At 63.0% G+C, this 21,891-nt stretch carries 18 protein-coding genes and 2 pseudogenes; 10 read left to right on the forward strand and 10 right to left on the reverse strand.

What is annotated here, in order from left to right; all coding sequences use genetic code 11:
* On the reverse strand, positions 1-4,786 hold a 4,786-nt coding region (locus EOB49_RS09465), incomplete at its 3' end, for a kinesin (protein WP_245472601.1).
* Positions 4,787-5,058: 272 nt separating this feature from the next.
* Between EOB49_RS09465 and EOB49_RS09470 the strand changes: the two genes are divergently transcribed.
* The 3 genes from EOB49_RS09470 (at position 5,059) to EOB49_RS09480 (ending at position 7,082) form a co-directional block, all read left to right on the forward strand.
* Positions 5,059-5,427 carry an Hpt domain-containing protein gene (locus EOB49_RS09470; protein ID WP_127269546.1) on the forward strand — a complete coding sequence of 123 codons (369 nt, stop codon included), beginning with the start codon at positions 5,059-5,061 and terminating at the stop codon, positions 5,425-5,427.
* A 111-nt stretch (positions 5,428-5,538) separates the two neighbouring features.
* Positions 5,539-5,859, forward strand: a complete 321-nt coding sequence (locus EOB49_RS09475) for a 2Fe-2S iron-sulfur cluster-binding protein (protein WP_056582251.1) — start codon at positions 5,539-5,541, stop codon at positions 5,857-5,859.
* 194 nt (positions 5,860-6,053) lie between these two features.
* Entirely contained in the window at positions 6,054-7,082 is a 1,029-nt protein-coding gene (locus tag EOB49_RS09480; RefSeq protein ID WP_127327298.1) for an NAD(P)/FAD-dependent oxidoreductase, read from the forward strand.
* A gap of 3 nt (positions 7,083-7,085) precedes the next feature.
* Here the strand turns inward: EOB49_RS09480 and EOB49_RS09485 are convergent, their stop codons facing one another.
* Both EOB49_RS09485 and EOB49_RS09490 read right to left on the reverse strand, forming a co-directional pair.
* On the reverse strand, positions 7,086-8,567 hold the full coding sequence (locus EOB49_RS09485; RefSeq protein WP_127380813.1) for an MDR family MFS transporter: 1,482 nt from the start codon (positions 8,565-8,567) through the stop codon (positions 7,086-7,088).
* A gap of 204 nt (positions 8,568-8,771) precedes the next feature.
* Entirely contained in the window at positions 8,772-9,410 is a 639-nt protein-coding gene (locus tag EOB49_RS09490; RefSeq protein ID WP_245472602.1) for a DUF922 domain-containing protein, read from the reverse strand.
* 124 nt (positions 9,411-9,534) lie between these two features.
* On the opposite strand from EOB49_RS09490, the gene folP reads away from it, so the two are divergent.
* From folP to folK, 3 genes are read left to right on the forward strand one after another with little or no spacing between them, the layout of a single operon-like run.
* On the forward strand, positions 9,535-10,386 hold the full coding sequence (gene folP, locus EOB49_RS09495) for a dihydropteroate synthase (protein ID WP_127380814.1): 852 nt from the start codon (positions 9,535-9,537) through the stop codon (positions 10,384-10,386).
* A gap of 3 nt (positions 10,387-10,389) precedes the next feature.
* Positions 10,390-10,749: a dihydroneopterin aldolase gene (gene folB / locus EOB49_RS09500; protein ID WP_023813034.1), complete on the forward strand. Its 360-nt coding sequence runs from the start codon at positions 10,390-10,392 to the stop codon at positions 10,747-10,749.
* Entirely contained in the window at positions 10,733-11,245 is a 513-nt protein-coding gene (gene folK / locus EOB49_RS09505; RefSeq protein ID WP_127272685.1) for a 2-amino-4-hydroxy-6-hydroxymethyldihydropteridine diphosphokinase, read from the forward strand. The genes folB and folK overlap by 17 nt, the downstream gene beginning before the upstream one ends.
* Positions 11,246-11,399: 154 nt before the next feature.
* Here the strand turns inward: folK and EOB49_RS09510 are convergent, their stop codons facing one another.
* Both EOB49_RS09510 and EOB49_RS09515 read right to left on the reverse strand, forming a co-directional pair.
* A complete protein-coding gene (locus EOB49_RS09510; protein ID WP_127380815.1) occupies positions 11,400-11,945 on the reverse strand; it encodes a DUF924 family protein in 546 nt (181 codons plus the stop codon).
* 14 nt (positions 11,946-11,959) lie between these two features.
* Positions 11,960-13,795 carry a monovalent cation:proton antiporter-2 (CPA2) family protein gene (locus tag EOB49_RS09515; protein ID WP_127380816.1) on the reverse strand — a complete coding sequence of 612 codons (1,836 nt, stop codon included), beginning with the start codon at positions 13,793-13,795 and terminating at the stop codon, positions 11,960-11,962.
* A gap of 161 nt (positions 13,796-13,956) precedes the next feature.
* Between EOB49_RS09515 and EOB49_RS09520 the strand changes: the two genes are divergently transcribed.
* The 3 genes and pseudogenes from EOB49_RS09520 to EOB49_RS09530 all read left to right on the forward strand — a co-directional run bounded on the left by EOB49_RS09520 (position 13,957) and on the right by EOB49_RS09530 (position 16,665).
* Entirely contained in the window at positions 13,957-14,946 is a 990-nt protein-coding gene (locus EOB49_RS09520; protein ID WP_206526098.1) for an AraC family transcriptional regulator, read from the forward strand.
* Positions 14,947-15,006: 60 nt separating this feature from the next.
* A pseudogene (locus tag EOB49_RS09525) lies at positions 15,007-16,216 on the forward strand (MFS transporter).
* A gap of 182 nt (positions 16,217-16,398) precedes the next feature.
* Positions 16,399-16,665 carry a hypothetical protein gene (locus EOB49_RS09530; RefSeq protein WP_127271315.1) on the forward strand — a complete coding sequence of 89 codons (267 nt, stop codon included), beginning with the start codon at positions 16,399-16,401 and terminating at the stop codon, positions 16,663-16,665.
* A gap of 110 nt (positions 16,666-16,775) precedes the next feature.
* Here the strand turns inward: EOB49_RS09530 and EOB49_RS09535 are convergent, their stop codons facing one another.
* From EOB49_RS09535 to EOB49_RS09550, 4 genes are all read right to left on the reverse strand, one after another.
* Positions 16,776-17,330 (reverse strand): hypothetical protein, encoded by a 555-nt coding sequence (locus tag EOB49_RS09535; protein ID WP_127322844.1) that lies wholly within the window; start codon positions 17,328-17,330, stop codon positions 16,776-16,778.
* Positions 17,331-17,464: 134 nt separating this feature from the next.
* Positions 17,465-18,574: a TIGR01620 family protein gene (locus EOB49_RS09540; RefSeq protein WP_127380817.1), complete on the reverse strand. Its 1,110-nt coding sequence runs from the start codon at positions 18,572-18,574 to the stop codon at positions 17,465-17,467.
* Positions 18,571-20,049: a YcjX family protein gene (locus tag EOB49_RS09545; RefSeq protein WP_127380818.1), complete on the reverse strand. Its 1,479-nt coding sequence runs from the start codon at positions 20,047-20,049 to the stop codon at positions 18,571-18,573. Before EOB49_RS09545 ends, EOB49_RS09540 begins: the two co-directional genes overlap by 4 nt.
* A 63-nt stretch (positions 20,050-20,112) precedes the next feature.
* The gene (locus EOB49_RS09550) at positions 20,113-20,616 is read right to left on the reverse strand and encodes a histidine phosphatase family protein (protein WP_127380819.1); all 504 of its coding nucleotides are present in this window, start codon (positions 20,614-20,616) and stop codon (positions 20,113-20,115) included.
* 330 nt (positions 20,617-20,946) lie between these two features.
* On the opposite strand from EOB49_RS09550, the gene dksA reads away from it, so the two are divergent.
* Positions 20,947-21,363, forward strand: coding sequence for an RNA polymerase-binding protein DksA (gene dksA / locus EOB49_RS09555; protein WP_013531862.1), 417 nt, complete (start codon positions 20,947-20,949; stop codon positions 21,361-21,363).
* 204 nt (positions 21,364-21,567) lie between these two features.
* Here the strand turns inward: dksA and EOB49_RS37500 are convergent.
* A pseudogene (locus EOB49_RS37500) lies at positions 21,568-21,891 on the reverse strand (hypothetical protein); the annotation flags it as partial.

A 21,891-nucleotide genomic window follows, 5' to 3' on the forward strand; every position in this document is an offset into this window, starting at 1 on the left:
CCATGCTCTTTTGCAGGTCCGAGCCGCCCTGGGCGAAGCGCTCGACCAGGGGCCGTGCGGTTTCGTCGAGGATCTTCGACATTTCGGCCGAACGTGCGGCGAGCATGGTGTTGAGTTCGCGGGTGTTGGCGCCGATCGTCTTGGCGGCATCGTTGGTGCTTTGGCCGATATGCTGGCCAACCGCGGTGAAGGTCTCGGCGATCACATTGGCGCGCGAGACGAGTTGCGCCTCGGCATTCGACACCTGTTCGTTGAGCTTCTGGCCCATCGTCTCGGCTGTGAAGGCGAGGCGGTTCTCGACGCCTGAGACCTGCTCTTCGACACGGGCTGCCGCGGCCGCGGCACTCGACGCGAAACGCTCGTCCGCACCGGCAAGCGCCTGCTCGATTTCGCGGGCATGCACGGCCATTTCCTGGCCGGTCCGCCTTGCGCGTTCGGCAACCCGTTGCTCGGTATCGGCAAAGGCACCGACGATTGTCTCGGCATGCTCGCCGATCGTGGAGGTGCTGCTGGCGATGCGCGACACCAGACGCTGATCCGCCTCGTCGAAGATACGGCCGATTTCCGAGGCACGGCTCGACAGCGCTTCCGAACCTTCGGCGATGCGCGAGACGAGTTGCTGGTCGGCGGCATCGAAAATGCGGCCAAGGTCCGACGCGCGTGCGGCAAGCGCTTCGGCCGATTCGCCGATGCGCATGCCGAGCCGCTGGTCGGCGCCTTCGAAGTTGCGCAGGATGTCGCCGGCACGCGCGGCCAGCGACTGGGCGGTCTCGATAGCGCGGGCAACCAGCTTCTGGTCGGCCGCATCGAACGTGCCGGCAATCTCGCTTGCACGGGCGGCCAGATGATCCGCGGTGTCCTGGGCCCGGGCAGTCAGCTGATCGGCGGCTTCCTGGGCACGGGCGGCCAGCTTCTGATCCGCCGCGTCGAAGGTGCCGGCGATCTCGCTTGCGCGAGCGGCCAGCTGATCGGCGGTTTCATGCGCGCGGGCCAGCAGCGAGCTGGACGTATTGTCGGCACGGGCAAGCAAGGCGTTGGACGTGTCTTCGGCGCGAGCGTGGAGGCGACGGTCTGCATCCTCGAAGGTGCGGGCGATGTCTTCGGCCCGCGCCAGCAGGGCGGCGGACGTCTGCTCGGCGCGCTCGGCGATCTTGCGGTCGGCGTCGCTGAAAGCGGCACCGGCCTGCTCGTGCAGGGTGCTGGTGACTTCCAGCACCTTTTCGCGCAGGGCGCCGGCGACAAACACGGCGCTCTTCTCGAGCACGGCGCGGACGTTGTCGACGCCTGTCGAGAGCGCGCGCTCCATGGTGCCGGCGCGCTCCTCGATGATGCCCGTCTGGCGGCTGAACGCCTGCTCGATTTTTTCGACATCTCCTGCAATCGCGGCAGAGATGTCCGAGCTTCTGGCGGCGATCTGGTCGATGTGGCCCGACAGCGAGCGGTCGACATCCTTGCGGGTCTCCGCCAGCTTGCCGAGATCGTCTTCCAGCGCGCGGGTCAGCATATTGCGGCCTTCGGACAGCTTGCCGACATGTCCGGCGATGACGTTGTCGATGTCGCTGCGGCTTTCGGTCAGCTTCTGCAGGTCCGCTTCGAGGGCGCGTTTGAGAATGTCGCGGCCTTCGGCCAGTTTCTCGACCTGGCCGGCGACCAGACCGTCGATGCTGGAGCGGCTTTCGGCCAGCTTGGCGAGGTCGGCTTCTAGCGCGCGCTTCAGAACATCGCGGCCTTCGGCGAGCTTCTCGACTTGGCCGGCGACCAGGCCATCGATGCTGGAGCGGCTCTCGGCCAGCTTGGCGAGATCGTCCTCGAGCGCCTTCGACAGGGTCGAGCGCTCCTGGACGAGCCTTTCCGCGTGGCTGTTGACGAGGCCGCCGACGTTTTCGAGGTCGGCTTCAAGCGCTTTCGACAGCGTCGAACGGTCCTGCACGAGCCTTTCGGAATGGCTGTTGACCAGGCCGTTGACGCTTTCGAGATCAGCCTCGAGCGCCCGGGCGAACTGTGCCCGGTCATCGACCAGTTTCTGCGACTGGTCGGCAATGGTGCCCTTGATCGCATTGAGGTCGGATTCCAGAGCACGCCGCAGGATATCTCGGCCCTCGGACAGCTTCTCGACCTGACCGGCAACCAGCCCGTCGATGCTGGAACGGCTGTCGGCCAGCTTGGCGAGGTCATCCTCAAGGGCCCTCGACAGGGCGGAGCGGTCTTGGACGAGCTTGTTCATGTGATCGGCGATGACGCTGTTCACATTCTGCAGATCGGCTTCCAGGACCCGGGAAAGCTGACCGCGATCCTCGGCCAGCTTTTCCGACTGGCTCGATATGACGCCCTTGATCGTGTTCAGATCGGATTCCAGCGCGCGCTTGAGAATGTCGCGGCCTTCCGCCAGCTTCTCGACCTGACCGGCGACCAGACCGTCGATGCTCGAACGGCTTTCAGCCAGCTTGGCAAGGTCGGCCTCAAGCGTCTGGGACAGCAGGCCGCGGTCCTCGGCCAGCCGTCCCGAGTGGCTTTCGATCAGGCCGCGTATTCCGGACAGATCGCTGTCGAGCGAATGGGAAAGCTGCGTGCGGTCCTCCGCCAGTTTGGCGGAATGGGTTTCGATGAGGCTCTTGATGCCGACGATGTCGTTTTCCAACGCCTTGGCGAGCACGGCGCGGCCCTCGGCGATCTTCTCGACCTGACCGGCGACCAGACCGTCGATGCTGGCGCGGCTGTCGGACAGTTTGCCGAGGTCGGCCTCCAGGGCGCGTGACAGAATGTTGCGGCCCTCGGCAAGCTTTCCAACATGCCCGGCCACCATTTCGTCAATGATCGTACGAGCTTGTACCAGTTTCCCGGAGTCTTCGTTTAGGGCAGTGGAGAGCCTGTTGCGGCCTTCTTCCAGCCTTTCGAGATGGCTGCCGAGCGATGCATCGATGGCCGCCCGCGATTCATTGACCTTGCGCAGGTCCTCTTCGAGAGCGCGCGAGATCAGGCTGCGGCCTTCGGCCAGCTTCTGCACCTGGTTGGTTACCGCCGCATCGATGCCGGCGCGGCCCTCGGCGAACTTCGCCAGGTCGGCCTCCATGGCCGCGGCCATGCGCTCGCGGCTTTCGGACAGTTTCCTGCTGTGGTTCTCGACGGCTTCCTCGATGCCGACGCGGGCGTCGGTGAGCCGCTGGATGTCGCTGTCGAACGAACGCGACACGACATGGCGGGCGGCCTCCATGCGCCCGGCGAAGTCGCTGGCGCGGGCTTCGAGCATGGAGGAGGTCGAGGTGACGATGTCGGCCATGTCGGCGCCGATCTGGGTCTTGCCCTGATCGATCATCGCCGACAGCGTGTCCTTGCTCTCGGCGAAGGTGTGCGCGATTTCGCGGGCGCGCTCGACCAGCGTTTCGTTGATCTGGCGGGCGCGGGCCTCGAGTGCCGCATTGAGCTTCTGCGTTCCGGTGTCCAGCGCCTCGGCGCGGGTCTGGAACTCGCTGATCAGGGCCTGGCCGCGTTCGGCGAGCGTCCGCTCGATGCCGTTGAGGCTGGCCTCGAACTCGGAATTGAGGGTGCGTGCAGCGCCGCCGAGCAGCGACACCATGCCGGTGGTGCGATCGTCGAGCAGATCGGTCAACGACCGTGTCAGGCCGTCAGTGGTGTCCGTCAGCTTGGCGATGCGGGTGTCGAGAAGGCTGGCGAAGGCTTCGCCTGAGGTCGACAGACGGTCGGTGATCGAATCGAGCCGGCCTTCGACGGAATCGAAGATCGACATCGAGCTTTCGTTGATGCGATCGATCAGCGTGTCGCCGGAATTGGTGATCGTCATCGACAATTTGGTCGACGCATTGAGGATCGAGTCGCGGATGATGTCGGAGGCGGCGCCGATCTCGTCCTTCAGCGTCTCATGCGCGCCGGTGATCGAGGCGCGGACGCGCTCGGCATGGGTGACGACGGCTTCGCGCTCGCTGCCGAGCCCGTCGACCAGCGAGCGGATGCGGGATTCATTCTCGGAATAGGAGCGTTCGATCTGGTTGACTTCGCTGTGGACCAGCGTTTCCAGCTCGACCGCGCGGGCAAGCGTGCGTTCGATGCCTTCGCCCATGGCCGCGACCTCGCGACGAACGGCCTGGCCGATCATCATGACGCGATCCTGGGCAAGGTTTTCCGGCTCGGTCAGGCGGAAGGCCACTTCGGTCATCGACTGTGCGGCGATGCGCATTTCCTGGGCGCGGCGAATCATGGCGGCGAAGGCCCAGAACAGGATGACGGGCACGATGGCCGCGACCGCAAGGCCGATCAGCTCCGGACGGGCAAGGAACTGGTCGAGCGTACGGATTCTCCAGATGCTCGGTCCGAAAAGCAGATTGGCCAAACCGCCGGCGCCGGCGAACCAGGCGAGCGAAACGAAGGCAACGACCCAGTAAATGGTGTTCGAGGCACGCCTGTTGAGGCTGTGCAGGAGCGTCTTGTAGTCCTTCTGGCGATCGTCATTGGCCGGTGCGAAACCAGCGGGCTGGGCGCCATTGCGCGGTTCCACGGGGCGCAATTCGGCAGGCTTTGCCTTGGGCGCGGGTTTCGCGGCGTGGTTCTGATTGACCACGGGCTCCGGGTTTTGTTCCGGCTTATGATTGCGTCCCTCGCGCGCCAACTCGTCGGCCGCCTGGGATATCTGAGCTTCCAGATCCTCCATCGAAGCCGCGATGTCGAGGTCGCCGTTGCCGATCTCGTTGCTGAGGTCGAGATCGAGCGCCTTTTCCAGTTCCCTGGCCACGTCGCTGTCGAGAGTTCTCGTCGTCGTTGGTTTCTTTGCCATGCCTTCGCTACCCTGTACTAGCTGCCGCGGGCTTATAATTCTGTTTGTCTTGCCCCGCGCAGGAGGCTGAAAATGGACCCCTCGTATCGTAATGACACAGGGGGGTAAAGAAAACATGCATTCCGCGGGATACGTAAAACTTTAAATATAAGGTTAACGGAACTGTGATTTGGGCGCCGCTTTGGCAACATTTTTCCCGGCCATTCATTAACCCGTTGTCCATTGGATTCGCCTAGGTTTTTGGGCGAATCGAAGAAACGGAGTTCGAGTTCATGCGTGGCGAAAGCGGCATTGCCTTCTCAATGCCCGGGGGCGACGTATCCGGACCAAGGCGGTCACGGCCGGTCGATTTGGCACACCTTGCCCGCCAGACGATGGGTGACCGCAGCCTTGAGCAAGAGGTGCTGGCGCTGTTTGTACAGCAGGCGCTGTCCGTGCGCGACAGAATAGTCGACGCCGACATCAAGGACCGGCTTCTGCTCGCCCATGGATTGAAGGGTTCGGCACGGGGCGTCGGCGCCTTTGCCATCGCCGATTGCGCCACTGAGATCGAGCACCGGCCGGAAGACGGCCAGACGCTCAAACGGCTTGGCATGCTGATCGACGAAGTGCGCGATTTCATCGCCGCCATCAACCGCTGAATCCGCGCTGAACCCGATTTGCGGAAAAACGTCATCGGGCGGCGCTTTCATGCGGCAGTTGACTTGTCAGCCGGAGTGATTATCTCGGCTGGAACTCCCTTCAGGTGACAAATGACCAAGCTGACTTTCATCGCCCATGACGGCACGCATTTCGACATGGACGCCGAGAACGGCTCTACGGTCATGGAGAACGCGATCCGCAACGCCGTGCCCGGGATCGAAGCCGAATGCGGCGGCGCCTGCGCCTGTGCCACCTGTCACGTCTATGTCGACGAAGCCTGGACGGCTGAAGTCGGCGAGCCGGAAGCGATGGAAGAGGACATGCTGGACTTCGCTTACGACGTCCAGCCTAACTCACGGCTGTCGTGCCAGATCAAGGTGCGAGACGCGCTCGACGGTCTCATTGTGCGGGTGCCTGCCCGCCAGGGATAAGCGGTATCTTTGCCAACTGATTTTTCCCGCTGTGGCTTGGCAGCGGAGCGATGGTCATGCAGTGTCCTGCTGTTTCACTACAGCGCCGCGCGTCCTCTTGGACACGCAAAGGACGCTGTAGCACTTTTATTTTGCGCATGATCCTTTCCGAAAATCGATCCGATTTTCGGGGTCATGCGCAGCGAGGCACAGGCATGACCGACATTATCAGGACAGACGTGCTTATTGTCGGGGCAGGGCCGGTTGGCCTGTTTGCCGTGTTTGAGCTCGGCCTGTTCGACATGAAGTGCCACCTGATCGACATTCTCGATCGGCCGGGCGGCCAGTGCGCGGAGCTCTATCCGGAAAAGCCGATCTACGACATTCCAGGCTGGCCTTCGATCTCGGCGCAGGGGCTGGTCGACAAATTGCTCGAGCAGATCGCGCCGTTCAAGCCTGATTTCAGCTACAACCGAATGGTTTCCAGCCTGGAAAAACTGGAGGATGGCAGTTTTCGCGTCACCACCGACGAAAACGAGGTGTTCGAGGCCAAGGTGGTGGTGATTGCCGCCGGCGGCGGCTCCTTCCAGCCCAAGCGTCCGCCGATCCCCGGCATAGAGCCCTATGAAGGCAAGAGCGTCTTCTATTCGGTGCGCCGGATGGAGGATTTTCGCGGCCATGACCTCGTCATCATCGGCGGCGGCGACTCGGCACTCGACTGGACGCTGAACCTGCAGCCTGTGGCAAAGAGCGTGACGCTGGTGCACCGGCGGCCCGAGTTCCGTGCCGCCCCCGACAGCGTCAACAAGATGTATGCCATGCAGGAGATGAGGCAGCTGGAGTTCCAGGTCGGGCAGGTGACCGGATTGACCGGTGCCGACGGCCAACTGTCATCGGCCACCATCAAGGGACCTGACGGCGATGTCGAGGTGCCTTGCACGCGCATGCTGCCGTTCTTCGGCCTGACCATGAAGCTCGGACCGATCGCGGAGTGGGGTCTCAACCTTCACGAGAACCTTATTCCGGTCGATACCGAGAAGTTCCAGACATCGGTGCCCGGTATCTTCGCGGTCGGCGACATCAACTGGTATCCGGGCAAGCTGAAGCTGATCCTGTCTGGCTTCCACGAAGTGGCGCTGATGGCGCAGGCCGCCAAGCGCATCATCAGCCCCGGCGAGCGCATCGTTTTCCAGTACACGACCTCATCGACCAGCCTGCAGAAGAAGCTCGGCGTCTCCGGCTGAAGCTTACTCGGCGAGGACGGGCGCCGCATTGTCGGCGTAACCGCGAAGCTCCTTTTCGGGCATCAGCGTCAGCGTGATCAGCCCCAGCAGCAATGTAGCGGCGGCGACGGCAAAGATCATCACGAACGGCTCGACCGTCGCGCTATGGCCAGCGATCCGCACGCCTTCACCGGCAAGTGGCAAGCCGTAGCCCAGAGCGACCGCGCCGAGCATCGCGACACCAAGCGCACTGCCAAGCGAACGCAGGAATGTCAGCACGCCCGTCGCGATGCCAAGATGCACGCGATCGACGGCGTTCTGGACCGACACGGTGGTGACCGGAAACGTCGTTCCGGTTCCAAACCCGATGCAGATCGTCAAGACCTCTACCTCCAGCAGCGTTGCATATCCTGCGACGACGGCCAGCAGGCAGAGGCACAGCATGCTGAAGACGACGCCCACCATCGCGATGCGCTTGTAGTGGGTGAAATGCGGTATCATGCGCCCGCTGAATGCCGCGCCGCCGACGGTCCCCAGCAGAAGCCCAAGCATCGCGATGCCCGACTCTGCTGCCGACAGGCCGAGCACCGCCTGAAGATAGACGGGCAGGTACACAGCCATGCCGACGCTTGCGGCCTGAAGCAGGAACATCGAAAGCGTGCCCGCTAGGACGATTGGATTGCCAAGCACTTCGAGCGAGATGAGCGGCTCGGCGGCTCGCATAAGCCGTAAGGCAAAAGCGCCCCAGAAAATCGCCGAACCGCAGAGAACGCCGATGACTTCAAGCGAAATCCAGGGATAGGCGCTGCCGCCCCAGTTCAATGCGAGCAGCAGCAGCGCCGTGGCAACGATCAGAAGCAACGCGCCCAGGCCGTCGATGCGATGGCGCTTTGCGGCAACTGGCAGCTTCTTGAGCGGCTTGTTGATAATCGCCATCGCAAGAACACCAAGCGGAATGTTGATCCAGAAGATCAGGGACCAGTGCAGGTGCTCTGCGAAAGTGCCGCCGAGCAACGGACCGGCAACGCTGGCGACAGCCCATGTTCCGGAGAACCAGGCGGCATAGCGTGCCCGCTCGCGCGGCGGAACGAGATCGCCGACGACGGTCTGCGTCAACGCGAACAAGCCGCCGCCGCCGGCGCCCTGGATCGCCCGCCCGACAACCAGCACAAACATGTTGGGAGCCATCGCACTGACCAGCGATCCCGCCAAAAAGATCAGGATCGCGGCATAGACAGTCGGCCGGCGGCCGTAGACGTCGGAAATCTTGCCGTAGAGCGGGGCCACGGCGGTAGCGGTCAGGAGATAACCGGTGACGATCCATGGCAGATAGTGTGCGTTTCCGAGCGCATGCCCAATGGTCGGCATGGCCGGTGCGACAATGGTCTGATCGAGTGCCGCCAACAGCATCGACAACAGCACGCCGCCGATAATGGCGTTCTTTTCGCTCTCTGTTATCGGCGTGCCGGTTTCCGCCATCGTTTTGTTATCGACAGCCTGGTCCATGATCGTTCATCCATAAGCTTGCGATTTGACCGGCCCTGTTTAGCCGTTCCGGTTTCTTGACCGTTTGGATCGCATTGGTGTTTTAAGCTCGCGTCTGGCGCGCCTGATATATGTCGTCCCAGATAGGCCGGTTTCGACAGGGGCTCGAAAGTTTTTCGAATCTGGCACTACCTCCAGCGAATTTGGCTTTCAGTTCGGGTGCGTTCAGGCCGGCGGCAGTCGGCCGTTGCCGATGCGCTCCATGCGGTAGCGCAGCAGCCGCAAGATGCGGCTTTCGAAATTGACGCTTTCGACGCGGTCGAACTGAAGCTGGGCGCGGTCGTGCCTGGCCAGAACAGCCGCGGTGATGGCTGCCGCCTTGGCCTTGGCGGCGTCGCAGTTCTTTTGCGGGTAGGTGGCCTTCAAGGCCTCTTCGAGTTCGCCGCCATGGTTCTTGGCGATTTCGACATGGCGCTCCTCATGGCGCTTGATGTCGGCGGACAGCGTATCCCAGAACAGCCTGACATCGGCGTCGGCCTTGCGCGGGCGGCGCCACTCGGGAAGGATCACCTTCACCTTGACGGTCACCACTGCGTCGGCGATCCGGCAGGAACTCGGCGTCTGCGCATAGCTGACACGGGTGGTGAAGGCCATTTGCGTGGCGCCCGGGTGCCGGTTGCCGGTGCTTTTCACCTCCGGCCCGCGTTTGGAGAGTTGTGCCTCGATGTCGTCGAGCGTGCTGCCGCCGATGGCGAAATAGCTGTACGTCTTGACGAGATTGGCGGCCGCCGCCGGAAGCGGGGTCATGGCGAGCAGCAGCGCGCAAGCCAAGGATCGTTTCACGCCCAGGGACCGTCTTTTCATGCCAAGCATGGCTCGCTTCATCATGTTGCCTCTTCGACCACCTTGCTTTACGGCCGTTGCCGGCGCAATGAAATTGATCCGCCAGGGATCACACATGATTGATGAACTCCATGGTCGATGAGCAATGACGGCCCGGCGATGGCAGTTGGCGCATGGACGCCATCTCGACCTTGGCGGCAAGGCCGTGGTCGTCGGCATCCTCAATGTCACGCCCGATAGCTTTTCCGACGGCGGCCAGTTCGACGCCCCTGAAAAGGCGCTGGCCCAGGCGCGCCGCATGATCGGGGAAGGGGCACTGGTTGTCGATGTCGGCGGAGAATCGACGCGCCCAGGTGCTGCCGCGGTATCGGCCAGCCAGGAACAGGAGCGCATCCTGCCGGTGATCGAAGCGCTGGCGGGCGTGAGCGAGGTGCTGATTTCGGTCGACACCTATCGTGCCGACACGGCGCGGCTGGCGGTCGCCGCCGGCGCGCATATCGTCAACGATGTCTGGGGTTTGCAGCGCGAGCCCGATATTGCGCGTGTCGCCGCCGACACCGGCGCGGGGCTTGTCATCATGCATACCGGGCGGGATCGCCAGAAGCTGCCGGATGTGATTGCCGATCAACTGACGTTCCTGCGAAGGTCGCTGGAAATCGCCCGCCAGAACGGCATCGCCGACGATCGTATCGTGCTCGATCCCGGTTTCGGATTCGCCAAGGAGACGGCGGAGGAAAATCTCGACCTGATGGCACGCTTTTCGGAATTGCATGCCCTCGGCCTGCCGCTGATGGCCGGTACGTCGCGAAAACGCTTCATCGGCACGGCCACCGGCCGTGATGCCGCCGACAGAGGGGTCGGAACAGCGGCGACCAGCGTTATATTGAGGCTCCAGGGCGCCGATCTGTTTCGCGTCCACGATGTCGCATTCAACGTGGACGCTTTGGCGCTCGCGGATGCGATGCTGGCGCGTCGGACGGACCAGGCGAGAAACTGAGCGATGTATGTCATCCGCATGAAGAACTGCGCTTTCTTTGCCCGGCACGGCGTGCTGGACGAGGAGGAAAGGCTCGGCCAGCGCTTCTATGTCGATGCTGTTCTCACCGTCGATCCAGGCCGCGCACTTGCCGAGGATTCGATCGAGGATACAGTCCACTACGGCATTGCATTCACCGTCATTGAGAAGATCATCACCGGGCAGCGCCGTTTTCTGATCGAGTCGCTGGCGCTCGAAGTGGCCCGTGCGCTGACGGCGCGTTTTCCGCAGATTAAGAAAGCCGAGATCACGGTGCGCAAGCCGAACGCACCGGTGCCCGGCGTGCTCGATTATGTCGAGGTGACCGTTGTCTGGCCCGAATAGTACCGTTTATCTCAGCCTTGGCGGCAATCTTGGCGATCCGGCGAAATCCATGGGCGCGGCGCTGCGCATGCTGGATGCCGACGCGGATACGCGCGTCACCGGCGTCTCCTCGCTTTATCGCACGCCGCCATGGGGCAAGCTCGATCAGCCGGATTTTCTCAATGCGGCCGCCGAAATTTCCACCGTGCTTGCACCGCGTGCCTTGCTCGACCTCTGCCTCGATGCGGAGCGCAAGCTGAAGCGTGTCCGGGAGGAGCGCTGGGGGCCGCGGCTGATCGATATCGACATTCTGGTGTTCGGCGACCGCGTCATCCACGAGACCGGACTGGAGGTGCCGCATCCGCGCATGCTGGAGCGCGCCTTCGTGCTGGCGCCGCTGGCCGAGATCGCGCCCGGCCTGGTTGTCAGCGGTCGCAGCATCACCGACCGCCTGGTCGCCGTCGATACTTCAGGCATCGAGCGATTGTCCTCCGGCCGGGATTGGTGGTTGGCCTAGGTGCGTTGATATTCAGGTGATGCCGGCCTGCAAACGGCGAGTTCCTGCGCTTCCGGTGCTCACGTACCCAAATATACGCTCCGCTCCGGTTCTCGGAACCCACCGTTTTCGTCTCGGCCTGACCTGAATCTCAACACACCTTGGAGCGGGGTCTTTAACCGGAGAAGCCGCCGCCATCCAGGAACGTCTGCTCCTGCGGGGTGGTTTCGCGGCCAAGCATCTTGTTTCGGTGCGGAAAACGGCCGAAATTCTGAATGATATCGCGGTGTTCGACAGCGTACTTCAGGTATGGCTCGGCCCTGGCCTGCGTCAGTTCGACCGAAATGTCCTGGTCGGCCAGCAGTTCCGAATGCTCGTAAGGCAGGTAGAGGAAAACGCGGAGTTCTTCCTCGAGTGCCAGGTCATGACCAGCCGCGATCGCCCTCTCCGCGAAATATCTGGCCAGCGGATCGGTCGCGTACATATGGCCGGTGCCGCGAAAACAGTTCCGCGGAAACTGGTCGAGCAGGATCATCAGCGCCAGCGCGCCTTCGGCATGTTCCAGCCAGTCGTCGCATTCACGCCGCGCGGCGGCGTAGTGCAGGCCGAGAAAGCGGTCGAGGAACTCGGCATCGAATGCCTCGTTCTTCTCGAACCAGGCATCCTCGCCGGCATCGCGCCAGAATTTGGTGACCGACAGGGCCCTGCTGTCCAATTCCATGCCTAATTCCTTGCTCAATCGGCGGGTTCGGACTTGTGCAGCACACCCGCGGTTTCTTCATTGAGTGCCTGACCAGGCCGGCGCGGCGTGGAGAGCGGTGTCGGAATCGGCGTACCGATATTGCCTCTCAGGAAGCGCTGTCCGGCGCGAATGCCTTCGGCAAGCTGGGTTTCGAAGCGATCGGTGTCGCGGCGCCTGACGTCTTCGATCGTTTCAGCCACGTCTTCGGGATCGACGCCCAGCGATTCCAGGGCCGAGCCGCCGAAAACAAGTGCGGATTCGAAGGTTTCGCGCAGCTGGTAGTCGACGCCGGCGCGAATGAGCTGCAGCGCGGTACCACGATCGAAAGCGCGGGCCAGCACGGTGAGCAAAGGAAACTCAGCCTTGATGAGCTCCGCGATGCGAACAGCCACATCGGCCTTGTCGACGCAGATCAGCACGGCACGCGCACGGCCGGCGCCGGCGGCATGCAGGATGTCCAGTCGCGTGCCGTCGCCATAATAGACCTTGAAGCCGAAATCGGCCGCCGCCTGGATCATTTCGACGTCATTGTCGATGATCGAGACGTCGATGCCGCGCAGCAGCAGCGGCTGGCTCGCGATCTGGCCGAAGCGGCCGAAACCAATGACCAGCACGCTGCCGGTCAGGCCATCGGCGACATCGACCCCGTCGAGCGACTGCTCGTCACGCGGCGTCAGATAGCGCAAGGCGATGATGGCCAGCGGCGTCAGCACCATGGAGATGATGACGATCGCCGTCAGCGTCGCGTTGGCCTGGCCATCGATGATGCCGACCGCCGCGGCCGCCGAGTAAAGGACAAAGGCGAATTCGCCGCCTTGTGCCATGAAGACCGCGCGCTCCAGGGCTTCGCGGTGGCCTGATTTCAGGATGCGGGCGACGATGTAGATACCGAATGCCTTCATCACCATGTAGGCAACGACATAGATGGCGATCAGCCGCCAGTTCGCGGCGACCACATGCAGGTCGAGCGACATGCCTACCGCGAGAAAGAACAGGCCAAGCAGGATGCCGCGGAAGGGTTCGATGTCGGCTTCGAGTTGGTGACGGAAGGTCGATTCGGACAAAAGCACGCCGGCCAGGAAGGCACCCATCGCCATCGACAGGCCGCTGAGCTGCATGGCGAGGGCGGAGCCAAGGACGACCAGAAGTGCCGCCGCCGTCATCACCTCGCGGGCACGGGCATCCGCCAGGATGCGGAAGAACGGGTTGAGCAGATAGCGGCCGGCCACCACCAGGCCGATGATCGCGGCAAGGCCGATGCCGATTTCGGTCAGCCGCTCCATCAGGCTGGTGTCGGTACCGCCGGGCGCCAGGAACGCGATCAGGGCCAGCAGCGGCACGATGGCAAGATCCTCGAGCAGCAGGACCGATACGATGCGCTGGCCTTTCGGTGCGGCGATTTCACCGCGTTCCTCCAGGAGTTGCATGACGATCGCCGTCGAGGTCAGCACGAAGCCGGCGCCGGCGACGAAGGATTGCGCGATCGGAAACCCTCCAGCCATGCCGACACCGGTCAGCAGAAGCGCGCAGACGCCGACCTGCAGCGCACCGAGGCCGAAGATCTCACGGCGCAGGCCCCACAGCCGCGACGGCTGCATTTCCAGCCCGATGATGAACAGGAACATCACCACACCGAGCTCGGCGACATGAAGAATGGCTTCCGATTCGGAAAAGACGCCGAGGCCGAACGGACCGATCACCACGCCGGCGGCCAAATAGCCGAGGATCGAGCCAAGGCCGATGCGCTTGAAGATCGGAACGGCAACGACGCCGGCAGCAAGCAGTGCCACCACCTGAATCAGATCACTGCCCGATGCTTCCGCCGCCATGCCTCTTGTCCCTGTGTGTAGCAGAACTCCTTGCATGCAGTTGGAGTGGGAGGCAAGGCGAGAAATCTGCCGGGAAGGGTAGGGGTGCCGCTGCAACGATTCACCTGGTGGAACAACGGTCCCCGCTTGCCTGCCGGACGTTCGGCATCTATATCAGGCACATGCTTGACTATTCGTCCCGACCGTCTTCGACGCCACATATCCCGATGGATGCGCTCAGCGAAGTTTTACAAGACTTTCGCTTGAGTGGTGTCAACTACGGCCGCTGCGAGCTCCGGCACCCATGGAGCATAGACTTTCCGCAACAACAGCTGCTTCGGTTTCACTTTGTCGGCCAGGGCCCGTGCTGGATTCATACTGAATCGCAAGGCTGGCAGGAGTTGCGCGATGGCGATCTGGTGCTGCTGCCGCAAGGCATTGCCCATCGGCTGGCGAGCGCGCCGGACGTTGCAGGGGACTCGCTCGAAGGTTGCCAGGTGATCAAGTTGGGGGGCAACGTCTGCGAAGTGGTACGGCAAGGAACGGGCGCCACGAGCACCCTTTTCTGCGGCTCCATGGCCTTGGACTCCTATGCGCTCAACCCATTGATAACGTTGATGCCGCCCGTCATCAAGGGTTGCGACGTGGCCGGCAATGACCCGGTCGTCGGTCCTTTGCTGGCGGCCATGACGGTGGAGGCCTCGCAACCGCAGATGGGCAGCGCCACGATTCTGTCGCGTATGGCCGACTTGCTGACGGCCCGGCTCATACGCTGCTGGGTCAATTGCAACGGAGCCTCGACCACCGGTTGGCTCGCAGCCATCCGCGACCCCCATATAGGCCGCGCTTTGGCGGCCATGCACCGCGACCCCGGCCACAACTGGACGCTGGGAAGCCTGGCCGGCGTGGCAGGCCAATCGCGTTCGATTTTCGCCGAGCGTTTCAGTGCGGTATTGGGGGAGGGTGCCGCACACTATCTCGCCCGCCTGCGCATGCAGCTTGCCCGCGAATTGCTGGGCCAAAACGGCTTGTCGGTTGCCGAAGTCGCTACCCGTTTGGGCTATGATTCCGAGGCATCCTTCGCGCGCGCGTTCAAGCGCATCACCAATGTCTCGCCGGGCGTTGTGCGCCGCACAATTCCCGGACGAATGGATATGAATTTCGGATTCTAAGATACATATCATCCGAGTGGACTCGCCTATTTAAGACCTCCAAACTTTGGAGATCTTTCCGTGACTGACACAACATTACAGCTTGAAGACGCCGCGATTGGCCTTGATGCCGATGCACCAGCCGCGTGGAGCGCAGCCACCTGGTTCGCGGTCATTTCATTGGCGGCCACCAGCTTTGCCCTGGTGTCGGCCGAATTCCTGCCCGCAGGTCTGCTGACGCCAATGGCACGCGATCTCGGCATCAGCGAGGGGACGGCCGGCCAGGTCGTCACGGCCACCGCTTCCGTCGGCGCCGTGACGGCCATGTTGAGCAATGTTCTCATCGGCCGCCTGAACCGCAAGGCGGTGCTGGTTGGTCTCAGCGCTCTTGCGGTCGGTTCCAATATCCTGGCGGCCCTGGCGACCGATTTCTGGCTGTTGCTGTTGGGCCGGGCCGGGCTGGGCATCGCTCTCAGCGCTTTCTGGGCACTTTCGGTCGCCGTCGTGGCGAGGCTGGTTGGCGCCAATGCGACAGGTCGGGGCATGGGCGATCGTCACCCTCGGCGTCTCGCTTGCCACCATTGCCGCACCGTCTATGGGCGCGTTGATCAGTGACTGGATAGGGTGGCGCAGTGCCATGGCCATGACGGCGGGGCTGGCCGCGCTTGCCATGCTGCTGCAGTTTCTCAGCCTGCCGACCTTGCCTGCAACGGCAAGCAACAGCCTTGCAGATGTATTTCGGCTGACCCGGCGGCGCGGCATCCAACTCGGCATGCTGGCTATTGTTTTGCTGATGACGGGGCATTTTGCCGGCTCGGTCTATGTGCGTCCCTTCCTCGAACAGGTGACACTCCTTACAACCGGACCGATTGCCCTGGCTCTGCTCGGGTTTGGCATCGCTGCCGTGATCGGTAATGTTGCCGGCGGCCGCATGGCCGACACCAACATCCACATGGCCCTCGCAGTCACCGCAGGGTTGATGGCGGTTGCGGCACTTACTTTGGTGCTTTGGGGCTCGCATATCGGCGTTGCCTTCGGCTTCGTTACGCTGTGGGGTTTCGCCTTTGGCATGGCGCCGGTGGTGCTGCCGACCAATATGTCGCGCGCGGCGCCTGATGCGCTGGAGGCAGCGGGCAGCCTGATGGTCACCTCTTTCCAAATTGCCATCACCATCGGCGCGGTTGTCGGCGGCTATGTCGTGGACACCTATGGCGCAACCGGGCCTTTGACTCTGACTGCTGGCCTTGCCGCATCGACCGCCGTCTTGGCGCTGCTGCAGCCACGCAGCTGAACTTTGCTGCCGCTGATAAAGTAGCCTGAATCCGGGCCGACGCCGATGTTGCAGGCGCGATACACAAGTTGAGGCCGGGAACACGTTGCATCTTGCCGCAATCGAAGGCTAAGGACGCTCGGCTTCGGCCATTGGAGGGTGATCGACGATCAAGTCGCGCCCTTTTTGAGGAGATGACTGACATGAAGAAGTTTTTGTTTGTTGCCGTCGGCCTGGCGGTGCTTGCCGGTTCGGCTTGCTCGAAGGCGCCCGAGTGCACGGCGGAAATCGCGACCAAGAAGGCGCAGGACATGGCTACCGCGCTGCAGGAAGCGATTACCAAGGATCCGTCCAAAGCGGCTGATCTGACGGCCAAGGTCCAGGCGGTGACAACCAAGTATCAGGGCGCTACGACATTGGCCGACGCCTGCAAGGCCTATGACGAACTGACGGCGACAATCAAAGGCTAACGCCCTGATTTGAGATCAAGGCCTAAGCGCCTGATTCGATGGGTCAAGGGAGAGGGCGGTGACCGTTGGGTCGCCGCCTTTTTCTTCGGATTTTTCAGTTCGGTGCGATTTCAGTTCGGCGCGATGGAGCCGACTTCGACTGCGTCGACGCGCTTCAGGCTCATGCCGATCACCGGCACCAATTGGTCGTCGACGCGCACGGCAATAGTCACTGTCATCGAATTGTCGTCAGGGATGCGAGCCTGCATGACACCGCGCAACTGGTTGCGGTTGATGGTGAAGACCACTTTGCGGGGATCGACGACGTTGCCGCCGATGATGTCGAGGCCGGAACCGGTCGCGCCACCCATAAAGCTGCCCTTGTAGCCCTCGCGGCCCTTGCGCTCGATCTTGGCCGACATCTGCTGGGTGAACATGCCGACCCGGCAGCCGCCGTCGAGCGACATGCCGACCTTGCCGTCGGGCGTCGAGCCGGTGAAGCTGCAGTTGAACTTGGTGCCTTTGTACTTGCCGGCGACGATTTCGCCGGGACCGATCCATTTGCCTTCAGCAGACTGGAAGAACTGCTTGTCCGGCTCCGCCGCAGAGGCCGCTCCTGCAATGCCGACGACTGCCGTGATCACCGCTGCCAGGGGCAGGACGCTGGATAGTATTACGCTTTTCATCGACGACACCCGGCAACAAAGAGGCTGTTTGGAACCCGTCTGACCATGAACAAGATTGGTTAATGCTTCGTCACCGCAGGGCCGCCGCTGAGCAGTCCGGTAACGATTCCGAATGCCGGACACTCCAGCCCGGCTCACCTGCCGGAGGGGGTCGTTTCACCGTCTTTCCTGGTTGCGAACGATGTCAGCGCCGAGAGGAAATCGCCAAGTCCGGGACGCTTGGCGGCGCTGAAGGGCAGGGGTCGCGCCGTCTCCATCGCGGCGATGCCGATGCGCGCCGTCATCATGCCGTTGACGACGCCCTCGCCAAGCTTGGCCGAAAGGCGCGCGGCCAGGCCGTGGCCGACGATCTGCTGGACGAAACTGTCGCCGATCGCGATCGAGCCAGTAACCGCCAGATGCGCCAGCACGCTGCGCGCCAGGCGGAAGAAACCCAGCGTTCCTGGCCGTCCGCCATAGAGTTCCGACAGGCGGCGAATAAGCCGCCCGGCCTCGAATACGACATAGGCAACATCGACCAGTGCGCGTGGACTGACCGCCGTCACCAGCGAGACGCGTTTGGCGGCTTCGAGAATCATCACCTTTGCCCTGGCATCGAGAGGGCCGAGAATTTCAGCCTCGGCCAGGCGCACGAGATTGCCGCCGTCGATGATCTCGCCGCGCAGTTCGGCCAACGCGCGCCGGCCGGCCGCGGTCTCGGGTTTGGCCGCGACAAAGGCCGACAATTCGTCGACGACCGATCGTGCAGCCTTGGGATCGTCGCGGGCGATCGCATCGAGCGCCCGCTTCTGCAGCTTTTCGACCTCGGCCAGGCGGGCGATCGCCAGGAATTCGCGAATCAGGATCACCACAAGCGCCAGCACGGCAACGGCGGCCATGGCCGCCGCCAGCCAGCCCAGCCATTCGGCGCGCGCAAAGAGGTCGCGTATGAGCTGATCCGTCCACAGGCCGACAGCCAGCGAAACCAGCACGCCGAAGGCGCCGAAGAAGATGCTGCCGAGCAGCGAGCGTTTCCTGGGGGCGATCGCCGGCGGCGGTTCAGCGGCAATGATGTCGGGTTCGTCAAAGACGTCGACCTCCGCCGGAATGACCAGCGCGACATCGGCCTTCATCGGCCGGGGCTTGCGCTGGGTTTCGGCTTGGGCATGGGTACCGGGCTGGGCGCGGCGCGTCTCCGGCGCTTCCTGTCTCGATGTGGCTTCCGGCTCGATGCGGAATGCCGCCGGCTTGCGGGGCGGGGTCATGCCAGATGATCTCCGATCAGGAACTGCAAGGCACGGTCGAGCCTGATATGCGGCAGCGACAGCGTGACGCCTTCGGCCGTGCGTTCAAGCTTTGGCGGACGGAAACGGACGAAGCGGATTGCCGGGTCCGCGGAGTCCTGCCTGTGATCGGCTCCCGAAACATCGAACACAGCGTCAATATTCTCGGGTAAGTCACCGGGAAATATGGCTGTTTCCGTCTTTCCATCAAAGGTTTCGCTATTGATCTTCTCACCGGCGATCGGCGTGCCGATGATGACGGGAAGCGTCTCCCGGCCTTGCTTGACGGTGCCTTCGCGCGTCGCGCGCACCGCCGCCATGGCGACCACGTCGACATCGGCGCCGGTGAAATTCGCCCGTGCCACGGCGCGGTCGGCAAGCCGCCGCACGATCGCCTGCAGCCGGTCATGGCTTTCGTGGTGCAGATGGTCGGCCTTGGTCGCGGCAACCAGGATGCGGTCGATGCGCCGCGAAAACAGGTCGGTGAGGAAGCTGCCCCGGCCAGGTCGGAAACAGCTGAGGATCTCGGTTACCGCGCGTTCCAGATCGGCCATGGCGCCGGGGCCGGCGTTCAGCGCCTGCATGGCGTCGATCAGCACGATCTGGCGATCGAGGCGGGTGATGTGTTCGCGGAAGAAGGGTTTGACGACATGCGTCTTGTAGGCCTCATAGCGCCTGTCCATCATGGCGTGCAGCGATCCCGGGCGCGGACGCTTGTCGCCGATCCCGGCCAGGGGCGCGAAGGTCAGGGCCGGCGAGCCTTCGAGATCGCCCGGCATCAGGAAGCGGCCGGGCGGCAAGGTCGAAAGCGCCCGCTCGTCGAGCTTGCAGGCCTTCAGATAGGTGGCGAAGCTTTCGGCCAGCCGGCGCGCCGTCATCTCGTCGGCATCGGCGTTCGGATCGATCCCGGCCGACAACGCCCGCCAGCTCTGCGAAAGGTCCTCGCGCACCGGCAGAACGGCCATTTCAAAGGCTTCGTGCGAAAAATCGGCGAAGGATTTGCCGAGCAGGGGTAGATCGAGCAGCCATTCGCCGGGATAATCGACGATATCGACCGACAGTCTGCCTGAAGAAAACATGCGGCTCCAGCCGGAAGCCGATTCATATTCGATGGTCAGCCGCAGTTCCGAAATGGCGCGCGTCGAATCGGGCCAGGCACGATCGTTGACCAGGGCGGCGATGTGGTCCTCATACTGGAAACGCGGCACCGCGTCGTCGGGCTGCTGCTCGAGGAAGGCGCGGGCGATGCGCCCAGATTTCTGCGCCTCGAACAGCGGCAGGCGGCCGCCATGGATCAAATTGTGGACTAGGGCCGATATGAACACCGTTTTGCCGGCGCGGGACAATCCGGTCACGCCGAGGCGCAGCGATGGGGAAAAAAGCCCGGTGGCGCGGCCCGATAGCGTGTCGAGGGCAATCCTCGCCTCGTCGGTGAAGGTGGTCAGCGATGATGCCAAAATATGCTCTCTCGGACTTCGGTCCGCCCGATATAGGCTCTACAACCAGGCTTTGAAATGGCTTCAGAGATCGGCCGGCGTCAGGAACGCTTCGAGATAGCCGGCGCCTTGGGCGGCGCTGGCAAGATCGCCGTCGAAGCGGACGACCGCCAGGCCCGCGGTCGGAAACCCGTGGTTCAGCGTGGCCCGCGCGGTTTCGTCGCCATCGCCCGAAACTGCCATGGTGAGGTCTTCCATCATCGGGTTGTGGCCAATGACCAGCAATGAGCCCGATCCGCCATTGTCGCGGATAAGGTGGAGGTAACCGGCCGCGTCCGCGCTGTAGAGCGCGTCGAAGAACAGGACCCGGCCGGTGTCGGTCTGGCCGGCCAGGTTTTCCAGCGTCTCCTTGGCGCGTTTGGCATTGGAGCAGAGCGTGCGGTCCGGAACATAGAGGCGGGAGCGCATGGCGGCGCCCATCATTTCGGCATCGGAACGGCCGGACGCGTCGAGCGGGCGATCGAAATCCCGCATACCGGGCAGTGCCCAGCCAGCCTTTGCATGTCGCAACAGATAAAGCCTGCTCACCCAACCTCCGAATGCCGAAGCCTCCCGGGATTAGCCACGAGAACGGCGTTGCGCACAATGCCCGTGCTCTTCAAACACAGCGAATCACCCAATGCTGCTTGCTGCAAAGGCGCTTGCGTATCGCCCCGGGATCACGGCCGATCTCGGAAAGCATGTGCCACCGGATCCAAAGTGTCTCGGCGGAGTTTGTACCGAAGCGACCGTACGCGGCTGCAAAGACCCGTGGCGGGGTACTTTAACAATTGCGTGAAACAGCGGCCGATTGCGCTTGTGCAGGCGTCGGACGACGAATATATAGGCGCCAAATTTGGGGCAGTTTGGGTGAGTCGAATGAACGACATCGTTACCGCCGATTACGTACCCTCCGAAGACGAGCCGTTCATGAACGAGCGGCAGAAATCCTACTTCCGCTCAAAGCTCGTCACCTGGAAGAATGACATATTGCGCGAAGCGCGCGAAACACTGGAAATCCTGCAGCAAGAAAACGCCAACCACCCCGATCTGGCCGACCGCGCCTCTTCGGAAACCGACCGTGCCATCGAACTCAGGGCCCGTGACCGTCAGCGCAAGCTCATTGCAAAGATCGACTCCGCCCTGCAGCGCATCGACGAAGGCACTTACGGCTATTGCGAAGAGACCGGCGAGCCGATCGCGCTGAAGCGGCTCGATGCGCGTCCGATCGCGACATTGTCGATCGAAGCGCAAGAGCGGCATGAGCGCCGCGAAAAAGTCTATCGCGACGACTGAAGGTCAAGGCCGGCGGCGCACGGCCGGCTGTCCCGAACGAACTCGATCCTGAAAATGGCCGGTTTTCCGGCCATTTCTATTGGTGCGGCATCCACCGCTCAGGGGCGCGTGAAGGCCGCAAACCCTTGATATTTGGCGCTTGGACGAGGTGGTTCGGCAGCGGACCGGCGACGATGTTTCGCGGGATAGCGACCCGGCCGCCGCTCATCTCTTCTGACTGGAGAGTTCGCCGAGAAGCTTGGTCATCTCGTCGTCGAGCGACTGCGGCGCCGCCGACTTACCCACCGGACCGCCCGAACGGGGCTGGTCCAGCGACACTTCGAGTTCCCTCATCAGCGTGTCGTCGATGCTGTCTTGCACCGGCTGCGGTGGTGGCGGGGCGTGCCGGGCGGTGTTGGCATTGGCGGAGCCGTAGGCCGGCAACGGCGTGACATTGGTCGGCTGATAGCTTTGCGTTGCCGGCTTCGGTGCAGGTGCCGGCGGCGCTGTTGGACGCGGGCGGGCGGGCGTCGTGTTCACCGGCTGAGG

Origin of the sequence: Mesorhizobium sp. M7A.F.Ca.MR.148.00.0.0, from assembly GCF_003997735.1 — a bacterium.
In the GTDB taxonomy this organism is placed as follows: domain Bacteria; phylum Pseudomonadota; class Alphaproteobacteria; order Rhizobiales; family Rhizobiaceae; genus Mesorhizobium.

What these genes read in the sequence shown, in the direction of transcription:
- EOB49_RS09485 (WP_127380813.1), bottom strand. Translation starts at nt 8,567, where the DNA reads ATGGACCAGGCTGTCGATAACAAAACGATGGCGGAAACCGGCACGCCG.
- EOB49_RS09515 (WP_127380816.1), bottom strand. Translation starts at nt 13,795, where the DNA reads ATGGCGGCGGAAGCATCGGGCAGTGATCTGATTCAGGTGGTGGCACTG.
- EOB49_RS09470 (WP_127269546.1), top strand. Translation starts at nt 5,059, where the DNA reads ATGCGTGGCGAAAGCGGCATTGCCTTCTCAATGCCCGGGGGCGACGTA.
- EOB49_RS09490 (WP_245472602.1), bottom strand. Translation starts at nt 9,410, where the DNA reads ATGAAAAGACGGTCCCTGGGCGTGAAACGATCCTTGGCTTGCGCGCTG.
- EOB49_RS09475 (WP_056582251.1), top strand. Translation starts at nt 5,539, where the DNA reads ATGACCAAGCTGACTTTCATCGCCCATGACGGCACGCATTTCGACATG.
- folB (WP_023813034.1), top strand. Translation starts at nt 10,390, where the DNA reads ATGTATGTCATCCGCATGAAGAACTGCGCTTTCTTTGCCCGGCACGGC.
- dksA (WP_013531862.1), top strand. Translation starts at nt 20,947, where the DNA reads ATGAACGACATCGTTACCGCCGATTACGTACCCTCCGAAGACGAGCCG.
- EOB49_RS09520 (WP_206526098.1), top strand. Translation starts at nt 13,957, where the DNA reads ATGCTTGACTATTCGTCCCGACCGTCTTCGACGCCACATATCCCGATG.
- EOB49_RS09510 (WP_127380815.1), bottom strand. Translation starts at nt 11,945, where the DNA reads ATGGAATTGGACAGCAGGGCCCTGTCGGTCACCAAATTCTGGCGCGAT.
- folP (WP_127380814.1), top strand. Translation starts at nt 9,535, where the DNA reads ATGACGGCCCGGCGATGGCAGTTGGCGCATGGACGCCATCTCGACCTT.
- EOB49_RS09535 (WP_127322844.1), bottom strand. Translation starts at nt 17,330, where the DNA reads ATGAAAAGCGTAATACTATCCAGCGTCCTGCCCCTGGCAGCGGTGATC.
- EOB49_RS09540 (WP_127380817.1), bottom strand. Translation starts at nt 18,574, where the DNA reads ATGACCCCGCCCCGCAAGCCGGCGGCATTCCGCATCGAGCCGGAAGCC.
- EOB49_RS09480 (WP_127327298.1), top strand. Translation starts at nt 6,054, where the DNA reads ATGACCGACATTATCAGGACAGACGTGCTTATTGTCGGGGCAGGGCCG.
- EOB49_RS09530 (WP_127271315.1), top strand. Translation starts at nt 16,399, where the DNA reads ATGAAGAAGTTTTTGTTTGTTGCCGTCGGCCTGGCGGTGCTTGCCGGT.